Origin of the sequence: Bacteriovorax sp. BSW11_IV, assembly GCF_000447755.1 — a bacterium.
Lineage (GTDB): Bacteria > Bdellovibrionota > Bacteriovoracia > Bacteriovoracales > Bacteriovoracaceae > BSW11-IV.
In genome coordinates this window covers 128209-149405 of the sequence record NZ_AUNE01000045.1, presented here as the reverse complement: position 1 = coordinate 149405, position 21197 = coordinate 128209, and the positions used below count along the sequence as shown (strand labels likewise).

At 37.5% G+C, this 21197-nt stretch carries 19 protein-coding genes; 9 read left to right on the top strand and 10 right to left on the bottom strand.

The window, feature by feature from the left end; genetic code table 11:
- Positions 1–12 precede the first annotated feature (12 nt).
- From M899_RS12625 to M899_RS12615, 3 genes are read right to left on the bottom strand one after another with little or no spacing between them, the layout of a single operon-like run.
- Positions 13–1230 (bottom strand): HAMP domain-containing protein, encoded by a 1218-nt coding sequence (locus M899_RS12625; protein ID WP_021271829.1) that lies wholly within the window; start codon positions 1228–1230, stop codon positions 13–15.
- Between the two features lie 3 nt (positions 1231–1233).
- Positions 1234–1929 (bottom strand): potassium channel family protein, encoded by a 696-nt coding sequence (locus M899_RS12620; protein WP_021271886.1) that lies wholly within the window; start codon positions 1927–1929, stop codon positions 1234–1236.
- Positions 1930–1945: 16 nt separating this feature from the next.
- The gene (locus tag M899_RS12615) at positions 1946–3685 is read right to left on the bottom strand and encodes a TrkH family potassium uptake protein (RefSeq protein ID WP_081653829.1); all 1740 of its coding nucleotides are present in this window, start codon (positions 3683–3685) and stop codon (positions 1946–1948) included.
- A gap of 75 nt (positions 3686–3760) precedes the next feature.
- Here M899_RS12615 and M899_RS12610 point away from each other — a divergent pair, with 75 nt between their 5' ends.
- From M899_RS12610 to M899_RS12600, 3 genes are all read left to right on the top strand, one after another.
- Entirely contained in the window at positions 3761–4867 is a 1107-nt protein-coding gene (locus M899_RS12610; RefSeq protein ID WP_021271864.1) for a class I SAM-dependent RNA methyltransferase, read from the top strand.
- 61 nt (positions 4868–4928) lie between these two features.
- The gene (locus tag M899_RS17885; RefSeq protein ID WP_021271765.1) at positions 4929–5807 is read left to right on the top strand and encodes a tetratricopeptide repeat protein; all 879 of its coding nucleotides are present in this window, start codon (positions 4929–4931) and stop codon (positions 5805–5807) included.
- A gap of 10 nt (positions 5808–5817) precedes the next feature.
- Positions 5818–7011 carry a helix-turn-helix domain-containing protein gene (locus M899_RS12600; protein ID WP_021271828.1) on the top strand — a complete coding sequence of 398 codons (1194 nt, stop codon included), beginning with the start codon at positions 5818–5820 and terminating at the stop codon, positions 7009–7011.
- Positions 7012–7029: 18 nt separating this feature from the next.
- Here M899_RS12600 and M899_RS12595 read toward each other — a convergent pair whose 3' ends face one another.
- Positions 7030–8178, bottom strand: a complete 1149-nt coding sequence (locus M899_RS12595; protein WP_034729205.1) for an LptF/LptG family permease — start codon at positions 8176–8178, stop codon at positions 7030–7032.
- A gap of 114 nt (positions 8179–8292) precedes the next feature.
- Between M899_RS12595 and M899_RS12590 the strand changes: the two genes are divergently transcribed.
- The 5 genes from M899_RS12590 (at position 8293) to M899_RS12570 (ending at position 13001) form a co-directional block, all read left to right on the top strand.
- On the top strand, positions 8293–9816 hold the full coding sequence (locus M899_RS12590) for a leucyl aminopeptidase (RefSeq protein WP_021271912.1): 1524 nt from the start codon (positions 8293–8295) through the stop codon (positions 9814–9816).
- Between the two features lie 3 nt (positions 9817–9819).
- Positions 9820–10293: a tRNA (cytidine(34)-2'-O)-methyltransferase gene (locus tag M899_RS12585; protein WP_021271866.1), complete on the top strand. Its 474-nt coding sequence runs from the start codon at positions 9820–9822 to the stop codon at positions 10291–10293.
- 67 nt (positions 10294–10360) lie between these two features.
- Entirely contained in the window at positions 10361–11560 is a 1200-nt protein-coding gene (locus M899_RS12580; protein WP_021271768.1) for an NAD(P)/FAD-dependent oxidoreductase, read from the top strand.
- A gap of 65 nt (positions 11561–11625) precedes the next feature.
- Positions 11626–11823, top strand: coding sequence for a YgaP family membrane protein (locus M899_RS12575; protein ID WP_021271797.1), 198 nt, complete (start codon positions 11626–11628; stop codon positions 11821–11823).
- A gap of 86 nt (positions 11824–11909) precedes the next feature.
- Positions 11910–13001, top strand: coding sequence for a hypothetical protein (locus M899_RS12570; RefSeq protein ID WP_021271939.1), 1092 nt, complete (start codon positions 11910–11912; stop codon positions 12999–13001).
- Positions 13002–13058: 57 nt separating this feature from the next.
- Here the strand turns inward: M899_RS12570 and M899_RS12565 are convergent, their stop codons facing one another.
- From M899_RS12565 to M899_RS12545, 5 genes are all read right to left on the bottom strand, one after another.
- Entirely contained in the window at positions 13059–14393 is a 1335-nt protein-coding gene (locus M899_RS12565) for a hypothetical protein (RefSeq protein ID WP_021271880.1), read from the bottom strand.
- An 80-nt stretch (positions 14394–14473) separates the two neighbouring features.
- Entirely contained in the window at positions 14474–15508 is a 1035-nt protein-coding gene (locus M899_RS12560; RefSeq protein ID WP_021271772.1) for a hypothetical protein, read from the bottom strand.
- Between the two features lie 154 nt (positions 15509–15662).
- On the bottom strand, positions 15663–16802 hold the full coding sequence (locus M899_RS12555) for a hypothetical protein (protein WP_021271762.1): 1140 nt from the start codon (positions 16800–16802) through the stop codon (positions 15663–15665).
- Positions 16803–16896: 94 nt separating this feature from the next.
- Entirely contained in the window at positions 16897–18408 is a 1512-nt protein-coding gene (locus M899_RS12550) for a lytic transglycosylase domain-containing protein (protein WP_021271848.1), read from the bottom strand.
- A 129-nt stretch (positions 18409–18537) separates the two neighbouring features.
- On the bottom strand, positions 18538–19821 hold the full coding sequence (locus tag M899_RS12545) for a dicarboxylate/amino acid:cation symporter (RefSeq protein ID WP_021271802.1): 1284 nt from the start codon (positions 19819–19821) through the stop codon (positions 18538–18540).
- 47 nt (positions 19822–19868) lie between these two features.
- Between M899_RS12545 and M899_RS12540 the strand changes: the two genes are divergently transcribed.
- On the top strand, positions 19869–20408 hold the full coding sequence (locus M899_RS12540; protein ID WP_021271774.1) for a hypothetical protein: 540 nt from the start codon (positions 19869–19871) through the stop codon (positions 20406–20408).
- Here M899_RS12540 and lgt read toward each other — a convergent pair.
- Entirely contained in the window at positions 20394–21188 is a 795-nt protein-coding gene (gene lgt / locus M899_RS12535) for a prolipoprotein diacylglyceryl transferase (RefSeq protein ID WP_021271859.1), read from the bottom strand. The genes M899_RS12540 and lgt overlap by 15 nt on opposite strands.
- Positions 21189–21197: the final 9 nt, after the last annotated feature.

The window sequence follows — 21197 nt, the reverse complement described above, 5'->3', positions numbered from 1 at the left end:
TTGGGCCCTTTTTTATACGTAAACTTCTTTCGAAAGTACCATGAGGTAATAATCTAGGGAGCTGTCTTTACCACGAATTGGAATAACGTTGGCATACCCTTGATAGACATACTCAACAACTTCTTCTTCCTCTTCACCAGCAACAACTTCTTTTCCATCTTCATCAAGCTCGCTATGGATGGCCTCAGCGATATCTTTTTCTTCTTCACGCTTGGCCTCAATAGCAACCTGAGCATTTTCAATTTTTGACCTTCTCTTAATCGCAATTTCAAATGTCTCGATAATTGACTTCGGCATAACCGTATCAACCATTTGTTTACCGATAACTTCCACAGATTGTACCTGAAGAAGGGAGTAAAGCTGGTTGTTCATATAAATAAGTTCGCCATTAGCATTGGCAATTAAAACTGGTCTTTTAACCATATTTGCAAGAACGTCGAACTTTCTATTCTCTAAACCAATTCTATCTGTTCGAAGTTCTTCAAAAACCTTGAACGATTGAATCATTTTATTCATCTCGCGAGCAATCTCACCGATCTCATCGTCTTGTGAATAATAGATTGAAACGTCAAAGTTACAATCTTGAAGCTCACGAATGGCATCTTTAATTTTCTTGAACGGTAGTGCAATCTTTCCTGGAACAACAAGTGCAAGAATGATTGAACCTAAAAATCCAATGATGAGAGTGATCATCATATTCTTTTTTGTCTCTTCAATAATACTCTTAAACTTGCGCTCTCGTTCGTTATTAAACTCACTTTGAATATCTTGAAACTCAGAAAAGGCATCTAAAATCTTATCGGCCAAATCACCAATCGAGGCCAAATTTGGATCATCTCTATTGAATACACTCGATTTAGAAAGAACAATTTTTAGTGAATCAACATATGAGAGCATTTGCTTCACGATTTGCTTTGCTTCCCCGTCACGGTAAAGCGCATCTAGGGCCTGAAGCTCAGAGGTCATGTTGTCACAAAGATTTGTTAACTTTTCAATCGTCTCAGCTCTATTCTTCTTAGTAAGAAGCTCTCTCGATCTTTTCATAATCATAACAGCTGATATTCTTACTTGGTCGGCCGAAATTGATGTCTTATTTGACTTTACTGTGATGATTTCAATTTCTTTATTCAATGAATTTAGAAAATGAAAAACCATAAAAATCAGAATAAGTACGACGATCGTTGCAATACCAAAACTTGCTGCAACACGATTTTTAAGTGATAAATTCACTTGTTACCCCTCTGCTAGATCTGCAAATAGTTTATTGAAGTTCTTCTCACTCCCAACAAGAACAACGATATCATCGGCCTCAATAACATCCATAGGCATTGGACAGTCATTGATGTCGATTCTGTAAGCAGATTTTCCATCTTCAGAAATAAAAGGAACTTTCTTCTGAAGAGCGACAATATTTAAGTTATAGTTCTGACGAATCTTACTCTCTACAAGAGTTCTTCCCTCAAACTTCTTCCCAAGCTTGATCTCAACAATTGAATATCCTGCAGCGAAGTTGTAGCGCTGAAGAACGTGTGGGGCAACAATCTTCGAAGCAATGATCTCACCCATTTCTTCTTCAACTTTAATAATTTCAGATGCACCGATTTCATGAAGAACGTGCTCATGTAGAGTTGAAGTAGCTCTGGCAATTACACGACCAACCCCAAGTTTACGAAGCATCGTTACGGCCATAATTGAGTTTTCAATTGAATCCCCGATTGCAACAACGGCAACGTCTACATCTGAAATGTGTACAGAGCGAAGTGATCTCTCCTCTGTAACATCTAGAGCAACTGCGTGAGTTACTCTATCTTTAATTTTATCAACAAGCTCTTGATCTTTATCGATAGCAATAACTTCTGCACCTTTTTCATAAAGTCTAACAGCTGTTTTCGCACCAAATGTTCCTAGCCCAATAACGGCAACTAACATAAAAACTCCAATCCAATCATCCGATCATAATACGCCCGTGAGGATAGTCGGCCTTTGACTGACCCGCACTCTTCTCACCAATAGCAAGAATTAGAGTTAGTGGCCCAATTCTTCCAATAAGCATTAAGACAGATATAGCTAATTTACCCATAAAACTTAAATAACCTGTAATCCCTAGAGATAGGCCAACTGTTCCCGAAGCACTGAAAACTTCAAAAACGAGCGGCAAGAATCCTTGCTCAGGCTCCAACTTCATCATTAGAAAGACAAAGAATGAAGCAATGAAAACAGAGATGAACGTCAGTGCAATTGAGCGAACAACGATCTGCGAAGGAATCTTGCGATCAAAAACTGTAACGTCTTTATGACCTGATAGTGTCGATCGAATTGATTGAACAAGAATCGCCAAAGTTGACGTTTTAATACCACCAGCAGTTGATCCCGGAGAACCCCCGATAAACATATAAAGAATCATCGCAAAAATTGTATAATTGTTTAGTGATGTCATTGGGATTGTATTAAATCCCGCAGTTCTGAGCGTTACTGATTGGAACATTGATATCTGGATTTTTTCCCACAAAGTATAATTGTCGAGTGCATTTAAGAACTCTCCAAAAAAGATAATCACAAAACCAGACATTGTTAAAAAGAATGAAGTTACAAGCACAACTTTCGAGTGAACTCCTAGTCTAACGATAGACTTCTTTTTAACGATTACTTCTTTTAATTCTTTTAGAGTAATGAAGCCAAGACCACCAAGAGTAATCAAAATAGCAATTGTTCCATGGATAAGAGGTGACGTAGCATAACTCTCAAGAGAGTTATCAAATAACGCGAACCCCGCATTACAAAAAGCTGATATCGAATGATAGAATCCAAAGTAAATGGCCTTTGAGAATTCAAAACCTTCAAAAGTAAAAGCAATCGTCAAAACAATCGCACCCCATAGCTCAATCATAAGAGTATAAGTAATAATATCAATGATCATTCTGAAGAGTTCTTCTAACGAAGAGACATCGAGAAGGTCTTGCATAATGATACGGTCTTTCATTCTCATGGACTTTCCAAGGAGGATAGTCATTGAAGAATAAAGCGTCATAATTGAAAGTCCACCAATTTGAATCAATATAAGAATGACAATTTGTCCAAATAAGGACAGGTCTGAGGCCAATGAAATTGAACCAAGTCCAGTAACACAGGTTGCTGACGTGGCCATAAAAAGGGCGTCGATAAAATCAATACTCTTTCCTGTCGCACTTGATACTGGCAGCTTTAATAAAAAGGCCCCTATAAAGATAACTGCTGCAAATGAAAGAAGAACAAGCTGGGCCGGTTTTAGTTTAACACCTAAAATCTCAGATGAAGATCTAATCACTTTCTCTTCAATAAGATCTATCGTTCCCCCTTTATCGTCATCATATAAAGAAAGAACGGATGCAATGAGATGGGCCGAACAAAGGCCGAAGGCAAACTCTAAATCACCCCAAGTAATCATTAATGGAACAAAGACTAAAATTGAAAAAACGTGCTTTCTTAAAAAGTCTTCTATCCCCTTACCTGAGATAAAATTTACAATCATCGACATTAGTATTATGAAAGGGACAACTTTTGCACCAAACTTCAGCCCATTATCAATGAGCTCAATACTCCAGTTCGCAGGAACGCGATTCATTGTCCTCATTGAATAAAAGAGGATAAAAGTTCCATTGAAAAAGAGTTCAAACAAAAACGGAATTTTCTGTAATATTTGGTACATAACTTAATGATAATACTAATTCAGTAAAAGTATGCTTAGGGTTACTTTTTCCACCCTTTAAAAAGAAGAGTCAACGTGAAAGAACAAAAGTTTTCAATTGCTCATATTGACCCTCTAGGTCAAGGCGTTAGTAAAATAGACGATCAAATCATCTTCATCCCTAAAACTCTACCAAATGAGTCGGGTACTTGTGAGATCCTTAGAACGAAAAAGAAAGTGGCCTTTGCAAAAGTTGCAAAGATCGATGAACACTCGCCTTTACGCCAAAAATCAGACTGCCCTGTTTTTGAAAATTGCCCAGGATGTCACTACCTCCACACGGGCTATAATAACGAAGTTTTATTTAAGAAAAATGCTCTTCTTCGCCACTTTATCCCTCTTTCTAGAGAGCTAAAAGTTGACGATATTATTTTCATAGAAGCTGCCGAGCGTTATCATTATCGCAACAGAATCCAACTCCATTACGACCTTGAGGCAGACACACTTGGCTACTTAAATGTCATGGAAGAATCTGTTGTTAGTGCCAAAGATTGTCTTCTGCCCACAAAGGCCATAGAAGTTGAGCTAAAAAATCTCTACCAAAATTGGAAATCTATAATTCCAAAAGACGCAAAGACTGAAGGCCATATTGAACTTTACGAGAGAAACGGAAAAGTCAGTATCTCTTTCAACAAACCCTATGCTGAAGGTGGTTTTACTCAAGTTAATCAAGAAATGAATGAGAAGATGATTGAGCTTGTTAAAGAAATGCTAGCAACGCGATCTGGAGCGGCCCTCGATCTTTTTGGTGGAAGTGGAAATCTAACGGCACAAAGCCCTCACCTAGAGACGCTAGTTGTAGATGCTACCGAAGAAAAGCATATCAAAACGAAAGAGCATCAAACTTACAAACGAATCAATTTGTATGGAAAAAATGCTCCAAAGCAAGTTTCATCCCTTGTTACAAAAAAACCTGATGTTGTAATTTTTGATCCACCTCGCAGTGGTGTTAAGAATATAAAAGATTTTGTTAATGAGCTCAAAGGCCCAGAGTTTATCATCTACATCGGATGTGAGTGTCCAAATCTTGTAAGAGATCTTGTGACAATAACTGACCAGTACGCTCTAGATAAAATATATATCGTAGACCTTTTTCCAGGCACGAGACACTTTGAAACAATTGTTACTCTTAAGCGCCTCTAGAATTGCATTCCAAGAGGCAATCAACTAAAATTAAACAAAGTGTCATCAGGAGTTAGATACTATGAATATTAAGAGAAAGTCATTAGGACTAGTTTTGACAATTCTATTTGCATTTTCTTGTGCTCATGCACCAAAAGAAAATAGTACAGAAGCAAAAAAAGCAGAAATATTTTATACTCATGGAACTGAGAAATTAATGTCTGAAGATTATACGGAAGCTCTTGCTCTACTTCTTCAGGCCAATGAATTAAATCCAGTTGATTCAAAAATTTTGAACAATTTAGGAATGGCCTACTTTTTTAAAAAAAGAAATGATTTGGCCCTTACTAATTTGAAAAAAGCTATTGAAGTTGATCCGAAGAATTCAGATGCTCGCAATAATCTAGCTTCAATCTACTTAACTCTTGGAGATATTGATAAGGCACAAGAACAGTATGAATTAGTTTTATCTGATCTTATTTATCAACATCAATTCAGAACATATTTTAATCTTGGGCTTATCGCTAAGAGAAAAAACGATACCGCTTTGGCCATAAAGCATTTCAAAAAAGCATCTGAACTTAAGCAAGATTACTGTGCTGCTAATTACCAATTAGGTAATATCTATCGTGGTGAACATAAATACCAAGAAGCCCTTGAGTGGTATAAAAGCTCTATTCAAGGAACATGCACAACGAATGTAGAGCCTCACTTTGCTATGGCACTGACATACAGAGATCTTCGCCAATATGATCTATCGACAAAAAAATTCATCGAGATCAAAGAGAACTTCCCAAAAAGCCCCTATGCAATTACTGCCGATCTAGAATTGAAGAAGGTAAAAAGGGAAGAAATGTTCACCATTAAACAAAATGATGAAATTAGGCGAAAATACAACTTAGAAAAAGAAAAAAATGGTGATGAGTTAAACGAAGAGACCTTCGAATCTCCAAATTTCTAAGATCAAAATTATGACTAACGACAAAAAAACAGACGAGGAAATTATCGAAACGCAAAACGAGGTGAATACAAACTCACACGATCACTCTGCTGTCGTAACAAGACAATCAATTGGTAGCTATCTTAAATCAGTGAGAGAAGAAAAGAAGCTCTCAATTAAAGTTGTAGCAAGCCATACTAAAATCAGTGTAACGAATCTAGAACTATTAGAGTCAAATCGTTTTGAAGAACTGCCAAACATTGCTTACTTAAAAGGTTTCGTAAGAAACTACGCTAAGATCCTTGGTCTTAACCAAGACCAAGCTGTAGATGTGCTGATTAAGACATATGGAAAAGATGAAGAAGAATTCCACATGCCTTCTCCTGAAACTGAGATTAAAGTTGAAGCGCCACATCCACTTGAGACTGAAATTAAGCAAGAGACAAGTAATAAAGTTGTAAAGATCGCTGGAGTGATTGTCGCAGCGGTTATGCTTAGTTTCTATTTATTCAAAAATGCATCAAATAATGAACAGGCCAATGAGGCCGCTTCAAATAATACTCTCCAAGAAAAAGAATATGAAGTTGTTCCAGAAACAACTGAAACAGTTGTTGATACAAATGGACCTTCTGTTGAAGTTCAAAACTTGGCCGAGGCAAAAGAAGAATTAGCAAAAATTGAAGAACAAAAAGAAACTCCTATTGAAGTTACAAAGGTCGAAGCTCCGAAAGTAGAAGCTAAAATAGAGCCAAAGAAAGAAGAAAAGAAAGAAGAAAAAAAGGATGAAAAGAAAGACGAAAAACTCGAACTTCGCCCCATCCCAACCCCTCTTTACTCCATCAGCAAAAAATCAACTGATGAACTCACAGAATGGCTCCCTGAGAATTTTAAAAACTCAGTTGTAGAAGGTAAGCAAAATATCTTCATCAATGCTGTCGAAGGAAGCTCTTGGATTACTTATAAAGCAGACAATGATCCTGTGAAGAAATTTGTCCTTGAAGAAGGTAAAATGCTCATGATCCGCGGTGATGAAGTCAGAGTCTTTTTAGGAAATGTACACGTTACTAAGATTTTCCTAAACAACAAGCTCCTTGATATTTCATCTAAATCTGGCGTGAAGAGCTTAGTTTTTCCTAACGAAAGTGTTCAAAAATACAGACTACCACTTTTTGTTTTCAACAAAGATGGTTCAGTTTCTACTTCTGATGAGATTGAGCAAGAATAATTCTTAATATGGGCGAGGTTAACTCGCCCAATCTAGTTTTCGATAATAATAAACAGAAATAATTAAAACGATAAAGCTTGGAACTAGGGCCGCGGCACTTGCGGGGATAACCCCTTTTTTCGAAAGTGACACACCTGTAAAATATAGAGTGTAATATAAAATAATCAGGCCTAGACCAATGGCCGAAGTATTTCTGCCCTTGCCTCTTGCCTGCTTAATACCAAGACAAAAACCTAGAAAAATAAAAACTATACACTGAACTGGCATATTGAATCTTTCCCAATACTCCTTTTGGAGTTTGGCCAAATCACCTTCTAGATCGTCCTTTTCTTTTTCTGAGATATTTGTCTTTAAAGTTCCTTCAATCTCTTGAATCTCTCGCGACAGCTCACTATTGGTCTTCATACTTGTTTTAGTAACCAGTCCAATACTTCCTCCCCCTTCGATAATGGGGAATTCATACTTCTCAAAAACAACTTTTTCTTTTTTTCCACTGACAGTTGTTTTAAAGATATTTCCATCAATAAGTCTCATTCTTAGAGTTGGCACATCCCACTCGTCGTCTGTGTGCTTAATGATCACACCTTTTTTCGCCATAATAATCTGCTCTGAGCCATCCCTACTGCGCGCAAATTTAATGAAGACATTCTTTAAGGTCTCACCGCTTTCCTCAACGTGCTCAGCAAATAAAGTGACACCTGGAATCTCCGTAAAAAACTGCTCAGGCTTAATATCAATCAAAACCCCTTTTGACGTAAGTTTGATTAAAGTATTCTGGTATTGAGTTCTTGAGTATGGAATCAGACTCTCATTCAATGAGAAAACGGCCATGGAAATAAACGCACCGATAATCAGGTAAGGCTTAAAAAGATCGAATTTAGTCATCCCAAACGATCTCATGGCCACAACCTCAGAGTCTTCACTCATTTTATTTAGAGTATAGATAATTGAGAAAAAAGCCGATAAGGGAATCGCCATCGGTAAAAATGAAACTGCAATTTGGGTCACGATCTCTATGACCTGCCCAAACTCGACGCCTTTTTTTGTAACAACACGTGTTATGCGAAAGAGTTGTGACGTCAGTAGAAAGACCACGAAAAACAGGGTACTAAAAATAAAGGGCGGAATGAAAGATGCGACTAAATAGCGCTCTGAAACCTTAAGCATGTTTCGTTTTACCTCAAAAATGGCAATTTGAAATGTACTATGATAGTTTATACCGCCAAATAGCAATAAACAATAAAGCGCAAGCTTTTTAGTAAATATCCTAGGAGATTATTCATGGAATTAAAGTTAAATCTAGGCGCAAAAGAAAGTTCTGGAAAAGAACTTGTTATTGTTTCAGCTTTTCAAAAGAAAACTGAAGCAAAAGGAAAAAAGAAAGAAGCAACTACTGAAGTAGTATCTTCTCACTGGGCAAAAGAATTCAAAACTTCTTTTGATGCTCAAAAATCTTCAAAGCTTTTCAAAGCTGGAAAAGGTGAAAACTATTTCTTCGCTCTTGCTGATGGAAGAGAAGTTATGGTTATCGGTCTTGGTGACAAGAAAGATCTTGAACTTGAATCACTAAGAAAAACTTTTGCAAATATCTACAAAGCAATCAATAAGAAATACACAAATGTTTCTGTTGAGCTTGATGGATTTGTAAAAGGATCTCACAATGCTGAAACACTTCAGGCCATTGCTGAATCTCTTTACCTTACTTCATACAGTTTTGATAAATACCTTTCTGCAAAAACAAAAACAGCTCTTGAAGTTGTAACTTTTGATTCAGCTGAAAAGAAAACTGCAGCAAAAAAACTAGAAGCTGCTCTTAACGAAGCTAAAACAGTTACTGCTGCAATCAACTACGCAAGAGATCTTGTTAACGAACCACCAAACGTTCTTAGAAGTACAGAGTACTCAAAAAGAATTAAAGCTGACGTTGCAAAACTCAAAGGTGTTAAGTGCAAAGTTCTTGGAAAGAAAGAACTTGAAAAAGAAAAGATGGGACTATTCCTTTCTGTTAACTCAGGATCGGGATTTGAACCACAACTAGTTCACCTAACTTATACTCCAGCAAAAGCAACAAAAAATACTAAGCACATCGCTCTAGTAGGTAAAGGACTTGTATTCGATACAGGTGGTTACTCACTTAAGCCAGGTGGCTCAATGATGAATATGAAATTTGACATGGCCGGATCAGCTACTGTTTATGCCGCTTTCAGAGCTGCTGCTGAACTTGGACTTAATGTTAAAATCACTTGTATTCTTGGTATCACAGACAACGCAGTAAACTCATTTGCAACAATGCCAGATTCAATCGTTCACGGTAGAAATGGTAAATCTGTTGAAATTCTAAATACAGATGCTGAAGGAAGACTTGTTCTTGCTGACTGTCTTGACTACGCTTGTGATCAAAACCCAGATGCAATCATCGACGCTGCAACTCTTACTGGAGCAGTTCTTGTTGCTCTTGGTTCTGAAATTTGTGGTCTTATGGGTAACGACGACAAACTTCAAGACAAGCTTATCGCAAGTGCGAAAGCAACTGATGAATACATGTGGAAACTTCCAGTTATTAAAGAATTCGGTGACGATATTAAATCGAACTGTGCCGACCTAAGAAATATTGGAAAATCAAGCTTCGGTGGATCTGCAAAAGCAGCATCTTTCCTTGGTGAATTCGTTAAGAATGATATTCCATGGGCCCACTTAGATATCGCAGGTATCGGTGATAGCCAAGGACACCTACCATACTGTCCAGCTAAAGGCGCTTCTGGTCTAATCGTTAGAACACTTGTTGATTTTTTAAAAAATAGCTAATTTATGAGTAACGACACACGTTTTAATATAGTTCTCTATTCTCCTGAAATTCCCGGCAACACCGGGAGTATCGGGAGAACGTGTGTCGCACTCAATTTACGTCTCATCATCATTCACCCTATTGCCTTTGACCTCTCAGAGAAAGCTGTTAGAAGAGCTGGCCTTGACTACTGGAAGTATGTAGAGATTGTTGAATATAAAAACTGGGATGAGTTCATTACCAATGAATCACCAGACAATCTGATTTTCTTTAGCCGCTTCAAACAACAAAGCCCCTACTATGAAGCTCCTTACAAAGAGAACTGCTATCTTGTTTTTGGTAGTGAAACCAAGGGACTTCCTGAAGATATTCTTGAGAGATTCGCCACCAAGACCTACGCACTTCCAATGTTCAGTGAACACATAAGATCACTAAACCTTGCGAATGCTGCAACTTCAGCGGCTTACGAAGCCTTACGACAAATTTATTATAAATAAAGTTTGATCTTAATCATCATTAAAAACCTGACGGTCATGAGATTATAATATGACATGGGAGGCTTTTATGACGACAACTCACAAACATCAAATCGTAATCGTTGGTGGCGGAACAGCAGGTATTACAGTTGCCGCACAACTACAGAGAAAACATCAGGACAGAAATTTCGACATTGTTATCATTGAACCTTCTGAAAAACATTACTACCAACCGATGTGGACCTTAGTTGGTGGCGGAATTTTTCCAAAAGAAAAATCATGTCGAGATGAAAAAGATTACATCCCTCAAAACGTTAAATGGTTAAAAGAAAAAGTTGTAGGTTTTCACCCAACTGACAATTTTATAGAACTCGGTAGCGGCGATAAAGTTGCTTACGAATTTCTCATCGTCTGTCCAGGAATTCAAATTGATTGGCATAAGATTGACGGACTCACAGATACTCTTGGAAAAAACGGAGTATGTAGCAACTATTCATACGAAACGGTTCACAAAACCTGGGAGAATATCCATTCTTTAAAAGAAGGAGTTGCTCTATTTACCCAACCAGGAATGCCAATCAAATGTGCAGGAGCACCTCAAAAAGCACTCTATCTGGCCGAAGACTATTTCAGAAAAAATAATTTAAGAAATAAAGTAGATGTACAATTCGCTCTCGCTGGCCCCCGTATTTTCGGCGTTGAAAAGTATAGAAATGCCCTTGAGCACGTACTCGAAAGAAAAGAGATCAATCCTTTTTATGAGCACAACCTCATTGCCGTTCGAGGAGAATCAAAAGAAGCAATCTTTATGGATTTAAAAAATCAAAAAGAAGTCGTTAAAAAGTTTGATATGCTCCACGCTGTTCCCCCAATGAGTTCACCTGATTTTATTAAACAATCTCAAATTGCTGATAAAGATGGTTGGGTCGACGTTGATAAATACACTACCCAACACAACACTTTTAAAAATATTTTCTCTCTCGGGGATGCCAGCTCACTTCCGACATCTAGAACTGGTGCGGCCATTAGAAAAGAAGCGCCGGTGTTAGTTGAAAACTTAATTTCATACATGGACGGAAAACCTCTAAATGCTAAATATGATGGTTACTCTTCTTGTCCGATTGTAACTGGATACGGTTCACTGATTCTTGCGGAATTCGATTACGATGGAACCCCGGCCGAAACTTTTCCTTTTGATCAGGCCCAAGAAAGATATTCTATGTATCTTCTAAAACTCTATGGGCTACCACTTCTGTATTGGGAAGGTATGTTAAAAGGCCGCGCTTAATTTTTCCTAAATTAAGTGTGGAGATCATTAATTTGCGAGATAATAATTATTAAGAGGGGTTTATTATGACAAAAAATATTCATCCTATTGAAAGAGCTGCACGAGTCATTATTGGTCTAGGACTGTGTTCAATGGCCTTTATTGGCCCGCAAAATTTATGGTTCTTATTGGGACTTGTACCAGTTGCGACAGGACTTGTTGGTTGGTGTCCACCTTATCATTTGCTTGGGATAAACACTTGCAAACTTGGTAAGAAAAGCTAACTAACTTAAGACAAATTCAAAATGAAGATTGTTATTTCTCGTCTTTTATTCCAAAATAAATAAAAGATTATTTTCAGGGAGAGAAGATGAGAAAAGCAATCGTATGTGCAAGCTTGGCGTGCGCATCTGTATCGGCCATCGCCGACAACAATATCCTACCAACGAGAAGCCGTGACCGCCTTACAACGGGATCGCATTCGCTTTCGACAATCTGGACGAAAAAAACTTTTATAGGCGCAGGTTATGATGTCATTAAATATGACATCGAACAAAATGGTAATAATCTGGCCAATGGAGACACAAAAATTGGTTCTATCAGCGGTGGATATGGCGGAGAGATTTTCTCAATCGAATACGCTTTAGGATCTGGTCGTATTAAGTCTCAAACTTCATCAACAAGATCAACAAATGATTCCACAGTCGTTCTTGCCAATATGGGATTCAAACTAACTGAGACATTCGGATTATCTCTTGGTGTGAATTCTATTTGTAGTGAAGAACAAAATGGAGATGAAACAACGGCTTCTGATGTTGATCTAGGAGCTTCAATTAATCTTGAAAATGGAACTTACATTGGTTTTGGAATTGGCTCGAAGAGAACTGAAAAGGTACCAATGACAAACCCAAGCTACGATGTTTCAACGACAACTTTCTTTGCTGGTATTGGTCATGAGAACTTTGAAAATGATAATGGTTACCAAATTGAAGGTTTCATTAAACTGAACTCTGAAAATAGAGGTGATGAAAGCGGTGGGAAATTCCTAATTCAACCATCTAGATCAATCGTTGAAATCAACTACCTCTATGCATTAGATAATCTTGAATTCACAGCAAGTGTTTCAAACGAATCAGGTGAAGTTACAGAATCTGGTTACGAAAAAGAAACGACAATTTCAACTATCGAACTTGAGCTTGAATACAAAATCAATGAAAACTTCTACATTAAACCAGCTCTGGCCTTAAACTCTGAAGAAGTTGAAGTAACTAAATCAACATCATCAGAATCAGAGGAAGAAGAATTCTACTCAATCTATGGAATTGGTGCAGGATTTAGAACATCAAATATTGAATTCAACGCAAAATACGGATTCCTAACGGGTACTTATAAAGAAAAGAGTGCTCCTGAATACGATGCTGACGGACATACATTAAGTATTAATCTTGGTTACATATTCTAAAAACAAAAAGGCCTGGATTTCTCCAGGCCTTCTTTTTATGACGTGTAAATTACTTAATTAGAATTTGTAAGTCATACCCACTCTGTACATAAGCTCATCAAGTCTTAATGTACCAGCTTCAGTAGTAGCTGAATTAGTGTTTGTAGCACCAATTAAACCATCAACTGCTAACTTTCCAAAAGTAAGTGTAGCACCAGCTCTAACATCTGTTGAGTTAGCGATAGTTGTCTTACCTTCTCCACCAAAAGTTGCTTTAGCTAAATTTTCAGCAGCAGCATTTAGTTTACTTAGGTTTTTGTTGTCTGATTTACCATAAAGGTTTTGAGTAACAGAACCTCTAAGAGTTAACCACTCAGTAGCTTTTGCTTCGTAACCAAGAACTAGAGGAATCTTAGTAACTGAAACTTCAGCTTTTGAAGCAAGAGTTAATTCGATATCTTTCTTGTCTAGGTGAACTGAAGTAAATAGTGTACCTTCACCAACTTCGTGCTTAGCACCCCAACCAACTTGGATTGTTGTGAATTCACCTTCTGAAGTACCTGTTTTAGCTCTAGCAGATGAACCAGCTGATGCAGAGTTAACTGTTGCACCTTTAGTTGCCCAATCAAAAGAATCTTTTTGTTCCCAAGAGAAGTGTTTTACATATCCCCAAAGAGTGTTTTTACCCATGTGGTATGATCCACCAGCATGAATACCAAACTTTCCGTCAAACTCATGATCAAATGATCCAAGACCAGAAAGAGCTCCCGTGAAAGCAACTGTTTCTTTTGACGTTGAAGCAAGTGAAAGGTTAACGTGAGCATCCCAATTAGAAGCTTTTACACCAAAGCGAGCTGCCATGGCCTTATCTTCTTCTTTTTGAGTTCCTTTGTTTTCGTCTTTAGAGTAAAGGAATCCTGTACCCCATTTAAGACCAGCAGCTTCCCAACCAAAAAATAGATCAAGTTGGTTATCTGTTGTGTCTAAAAGGTGTGGACTTGTAGCAGAACTGTTTGTTGCAGCACCTGCAACAATAGCAGCTTGAGAAGAACCAAGAATTCTTAGCATAGAAGAAGTATTTGATTCATTACCAAGGTAAACCCCGTAAACGAAGTTTCCGTGTTTCTTAAGCATCCCACCTTGGGCCTTTGGAGCGTAATCTGTAACAACAGTGTTGTTAGTTGCGCTATCACCAGAGTTTACTTTACCGTTCTTACCCCATTCGATAATTACTTGGTCAGCAAAGTCGTGCATATTAGCAACGTTTAAAAAGATATTTCTGTTATCTTCAATATAGTATGAACCCTCAACATCAATTTCTTGATTACCAAGAGCTAGAATTCTCGCAGTTGTGGCATTAGCTGCAGGAGCAAAAACTGCTGCGATCGCTAGTGTAGAAAGAAGCTTTCTCATTTCATTCCTCCGTGAATATTAAATCCGCGAATGCTAAAAAGCCCCCAAGTCAAACTTGGAGGCTCGATTTTTTATTTAAATTAGAACCAGTAGTGAACTGCAACTTTTGACATAAGTTCGTCAGTTCTAAGAGCACCGTTTTCACCGTTTGTAGTGTCGTTACCGATAACACCGTCAACTTTAAGTTTTCCGAAGTTAAGAGTTGCACCAGCAGCTACGTCAGTTGTGTTACCTTGAGTTTCCTTAACAGAACCAACTTTTTTCTCGTTGATGAATACGTTTTGAGAGATTGATCCTCTAAGAGTTAACCAAGAAGTAGCATCTGCTTCAAATCCGATAGTAAGTGGAAGTGAAGTTGTAGTTGTCTTAGTTCCTGACTTAACTTTTTCTTCAGTTGTAGCGTAAGCAACATCTGTGAAAACTCTAGCAGTTGAAGAAACTTCCATGATCTTACCAACACCAATTGTTAGGTTAGTGTAATCAGTTTCAGACTTAACAGCGTTGTTTGTAACTTCTTTTGTAGACTTGTCGTAGTCAGCAAAGAAAGTCATTCCAGAGAACATGTATGAAGCACCAACGTTCATACGGTCACCGTCAAATTTATCAGCAGCTAGAGCTGTAGAACCTTTAGACTCATCTTTAAGAGTTAGGTTAGCGTAAGCTTTGATGTCTCCCATTTCCATACCAAATCCAAGTCCCATACCTTCAGCAGACTTGTTAGTTGATTTGTTATCGAAGTCAGAGTAATGAACTCTAGCACCCCATTTAACACCCATGTCACCAGCGAACATAAGGTCAATAGAGTTTTGTTGATTTTCGAAACCAGCTGGAGTAGTTGGTCTATCGTCACCGTCGTTACCTAGGTATAAACCGTAAGCGAAAGATCCCATTTCTCTGAAGAATCCACCTTCAGCTTTAGAATCTTGACCCCATTCAGTAACTAGGTAGTTTTTTGTGTTGTTAAGAGCAGAAGCATTTCTGAAAACGTTTCTGTCGTCTTGAATGTAAAATCCACCGTTGTTGTCTTGACCAAGAGCTTCCATTCTAGCTTTAGTAGCGAAAGCGCTTGTTGAAAGTACTGCAAGACCAGTTGCTAGTAGTACGTGCTTTTTCATCGATCATCTCCTTGATTGATTTGATTACATCCCTAGTTTGTAATCGTTTAAGTTAAAAACAGTACGAAATAATTCAGTTTGTTATTACCTTAAATCTTCAAGGCCTTTTGAAATTTTGTCAATACTCTAGAATCACTGTGTTTTTGGTAAATCTTTAGAGAATATTCGCCAACTCTGACTGAACCTTCATCGCCCTAACAAGGTGCGAAACACTTTCACTGGAATCTGCGCACTCCTCGTTTTTATCGGCTGAAACAACAAGAGGTGCATTAAAGCTGATAAATGTAAGGTTCGTATGCTCACCCTTTAGAGTTTCATAGAGAGTGTCGTCAATTTTTAGACTCATCGTCTCGTCAGTGATTGTGATGAATTCTTGAGACGAAATATTTTTAGAATCAGGAAAAATTTTTTCAATATTTTTTTTCAAAAGTTTGATTTTTCTGCTTATTTCTTCATCAGTCGTATTATTTTTATCAATAAAGTGAACAAACTCTACTGTTTGCTTCCCTTCTTTTTCTTCAAAATCACCAATGAAATGACCCCATTCATGCGTATAACTTAATGGAACAAACATCGTATATGTTTTTTCGCAAATTGGTTTATCAAAAATATAACGAATATATAGCGCAGAAGGCGTTTGTGTACTTTCACAAAACTCAATGAAACCATCACTTAATTTGTTTTTAGCTTCAAAAAAATGAAGAAATTGTGATGGACCAAGCGACCAAAACAACTTTTCACAGGCAAACATTTTTCCGTTAGCACATTCAACTTCATAACTTGCATTATCTACAAGATCATTTGCTAAAACTCTATTCACTGAACGAATGTAATTCTTAACGGCCTTGTTATTAATTTCTTTAACAAGTTCTTCATCTGATAGAATCGGAAATTTCTTTTCTAAATCGATAGTGATTTTTGGAGTTGTGTAATACTCTTCACCCCAAAGTAAAGTTTCAGATTTCGAACGACCTCCAAACTTTTTAAACTTTAGTTCTTTGTAAAAGCGAGACATCTTATCTGATTTGAAAGTGATTAATTCTTCTGCGTTTCTTTCAATATATGAAATATTTTGTTCACCACGAATTGTGCTAGGACCTTTTACACGTAAAAGCTCTTTGGTGATTTCAACTGAAGTAAGAAGACGAACATTTTCTTCACCATGTTTAGCAACTAAAGAGCGGTAAGTTTCCACTGCAAATAAGTCATTTCCAACGACGAGATAGCGAATAAAAAATCTCTCATTTTCATTTGCTTCAACTTTTTTAAGTTTCTTTAACTCGCTATAGGCCATGCCTTAATCCCCTCTTAGAATCAATGTTTCAAGGCCCAGAGTGTACAACAAGAAGTAGTCTACTGACAAAAAAAAAGCTCCCTTTCGGGAGCTTTTATTCAACAACCAGCCTATCGCCGGCCCTTATCATTCTATTTTGTAGGATTTTTAAATTAGATACGATCAGTGTGTCTAAGCTAATTCCAGTCTTTTTTGCAACGGCCCATAAAGAATCACCTTTTTGCACGACATAATAGCGCGATGGGTTCGTAATTGGTCTTGCTCGAGATTTGGCCACCGAGATTCTTCTCTTGTAGTTTTTCTTTCTTACTACTTCTTTACGAGGCTTCTCATAAAGATCTGCATACATTTCATCTTGTTTGCTCTGACCACTTCTAAATGGCAATGTTAACATTGCTCCCTTAGGTAATCTTTGTTTCAAAGAAAAGTCAGGGTTTAGTGCTAAAAGAACTTTCGGATCCTTAATTTTAAATTTTCTGGCCACATCTTCTAGATCACTTTTACTTCCAAGAATTTTATACTGTTGGTAATCAGATGCTAAGAGCTTTGCATCTTTACAACAATCATCCCAAGCAACTTTAGTTCCAACAGGTACGCGAAGAACATATTCTTCCATATTTGGTGGAGTAAACCATCTTAGAACTTCTGGATTTAATCTTTGCATTTCTTCAAAGTCTGTTCCAAGAGCTTCAGCAACTAACATAATATCTGTATTGCCTGGAACTTTAATTTCTTCAAAGTCCAAGGGCTCGTGAAAATTGATTTCATCAAATCCAAATGACTTTAAGTTCTTTCCGATAATAGCAAGGGCCATAATCTTAGGAACATAGTTTTTTGTTTCAGCTTTAAGGTAGCGACCTTTCGTTAAGTGCCAGAAGTTTTCTGTCTTATAGCGACGAATGGCGCGAGACATTTTACCTTCACCTGCGTTGTACGCGGCAGCGGCCAATTCCCAAGCACCGAAATCACCGTAAAGTTTCTTTAGATATTTTGAAGCTGCAATAGTCGCTTTAATTGGGTCACGTCTTTCATCGACATACCAATCTATTTTCAAACCATAACGCTTTCCAGTGTAAGGCATGAACTGCCAAGGACCAACGGCACGGGCCCATGACTTGGCCTTATTTTGAAACCCACTCTCCGCCATAGCTAAGAAAATTAGGTCCCTTGGGAGTCCGTGATCTTCAAGAATTTTTCCAAGAACTGGAGCATAACGACCTGCTCTAGCACCGTATCTTTCAAAGAATCCCCTACCGCGATTTAAAAAGTAGTTAATCCACTTTTTAACTGCTGCATTGTAAACAACAGGGATATCAAAATAATAGTTTTCTAGATTAAGATGTTCAGCACCGTAGAGAAAATATGTTTTTCCATCATATTGTTCAGGTTTTGAAATTACGGCAGAACCAACAATTGTTGATTCCGAATGTTTCTCAACACGACCTTGGGCCTCAACAGTCCAGGCCTTGTGTTGTGAATAGTCTGCTGTTTCAACTGGCTTTTGAGGAGTTTCCGTTTTCTTAACTGAAGCACAGCTACATAGAATAACAGACAAAACTGATAAACTAATTGATCTTATTTTCATATTCACTTTTTCTACTTCCATGGATAAACCCTTTATCTTCCTGAAGGGTCAATTAATCATCATATTTTATACTATGGCAGGAGGCAGTCAACTAAAGCCTCCTGAATTTTACCATATAAACAAAAAACCACGATTAAGCTTTATCTGTTTCTAAGGTGTTACAACTTCACCCTCAGGTTCGTCCTCTTGAAAATCATTCTCTTCAAGAAGTGAATCTACAACAATTGTTCCTACACAATCGCCAAAAACATTAACCGTTGTTCTGAACATATCTAATATTCTATCAACGGCAAGGATAAGTCCAATACCTTCGATAGGAAGTCCAACCGCTCCTAAAACAATTGACATTGTAATAAGACCTGCGCCCGGAATTGCCGCCGCTCCAATCGCCGCAAGTGATGCTGTCATAAAGACGATGATTTGTTTATCAATTCCTAAATGAATCCCGTAGGCCTGAGCAATAAAAATTGCAGCAACTGATTCATAAAGAGCAGTACCATCCATATTTATAGTCGCTCCTAGTGGCAGAACAAATTTCGCTGTATCTTTTCTAACACCTAGATTCTCTTCAACAGTTGTCATTGTAATTGGTAATGTTGCGGCCGATGAAGAAGTTGAAAATGCTGTAAGAAGTGGTGAACTTAGACTTTTTAAAATAAACGCGGGACTCTTTTTAAGTCTCCAAGCTGCAATAAGAAGTAAGATCACAAAGTGACAAGCAAGACCTAGGATAACTGTCGCCATATACTTTGAAAGCGAAATAACAGCATCAAAGCCTGTCTTTGCCATGACATCTAACATCAGTACAAAGATACCAATAGGTGCAAACTTCATAATCACATGAGTAAGTCTAAGAGTCATGGCCTCAAGACTTTTCATGAATTTGATCACAGCTTCACTTTCTTTTGGAAGATAAAGAGCGACGATACCAAACATGATTGCAAACACGATTACTTGCAACACAGTACCATCTGCCATAGATGCAAATGGGTTCGTTGGTATAGCATCAACTAATACACCAATAACTGTCGACCAAAGACCTTGAGTTGAAGTTACTTTCTGTTGCATTGTTGAGTTTAAACCATGAATCCCTGCTGCTCCTAAATCCGCCCCTACTCCGGGATTGATAAGGTTAACAAAAACGATTCCAAGAAAAACTGCACATACAGTTGTAATGAAATAATAAGCAACGGCTTTTCTTCCCATTGACCCTAGGGCCTCAGGTGTTCCAAGGTGAAACATTGCCATAAAAATTGATGAAAACACGAGTGGAATAATAACCATCTTCAATAGTCGGACAAAGATAGTTCCAATGGGTTTTACGTATTCAACATATTCACCTGTTCCAGTGAAATAGAGTATAAGACCAACAATAAGACCTGCTAACATTGCAAGTCCAATTAACTTTGCCTCACTTTTTGAAGCTTCTTGCATTTATTTCCCCTTTCCCTAATGGTTAATAAAATCTTATGATGTGACTTATGAATAAAAGATGTTTTATTCTTTCAATTATTCTGGCCAACTGGTTTTTTGTAAACTCGGCAAATTCTTTGGTCGAAGCGCCTAACTATAACTTCAGTCTAGATATGCTTAAACCTTTCTATCCTGATGGCGATATTAAAGCCGTGGAGAAAGACTTTGGTATTGGCGAAATCATTAAAGAGAATGGCCAACAGAAACTAACGAAATATTATCTAAGACATATTCGTTATAACTTTCCTATTTATCTGCAAACGGATAATGGAAAATCTACAGGGTTTTACGCAACACTTCCTAGTTACTTCTCTCACGATCTTTTTCATCAAGCTTTGATTAATCGCTTCGGTAAACAAGATCATTACTTTAAAAAAGAAAACCATGCAGTGTATGTATGGAACAATAAGGACAATAATAAAATTATCTATAATGGTGGATGTACCATTATATGCTTCCCTGTATATTTAACGATTTTTAAAAATGATCAAGCGGGAGCAACTCCCCCGCTCATTAAAGAAATTATGTCAGGATCAAGAACGAAGTAAACGTTGCTTACTTTTAAGAACAAATACAAGAAGACCACATCCTGCGAAAATCATCAGTAGACACAGAATCTGACCCATTGTTGTAGTTCCACCAAAGTAATAACCAAGCTGCGCATCCGCCTCTCTAAAAAACTCTACAATATATCTAAAAAATCCATATCCAATTAAAAAGCATGCTGACACCACTCCATAAGTCTTTGACTTTTTCATAATAAACCAAAGAATCAAAGTGAGAAGAAGACCCTCTAAAAAGGCTTCATATAACTGTGAAGGGTGTCGAGGATAAGGTCCGCCATCGGGAAAAATCATACCAACTGGTGAATCCGTTATTCTTCCGAAAAGTTCGCCATTTATAAAATTTCCCATCCTTCCAAAAAATAGTCCAGGAGTTCCTGCAAGACTTACTGAATCCAAAACTTGCAGCCAGCTTATATTATTCTTTCTCGCAAAAATGATTCCACCAACAACAAGTCCAACGAGGGCACCATGAAAACTTAATCCTCCCTTCCAAACAGCGAGAAGATCTCCAAGGTTTTGTGAGTAATAATCCCAGTTATAAATGAACACATAGAAAAATCTTGCACCAATAAACATACAAATAAGCATATGAGTTATTAGTGAATCAATTTTTTGTTCTGTAACTTTAAAAAATCCTTTTCGGACAAGAACTTTCAAAAGGTAGTTTGCAATGACAAAGCCAACCACATACATAAGTCCGTACCAACGAACATGTAATGGGCCTAAAGAAAAAAGAGTGGGGTCAATATTTGGATAATTCATTCCAAAATC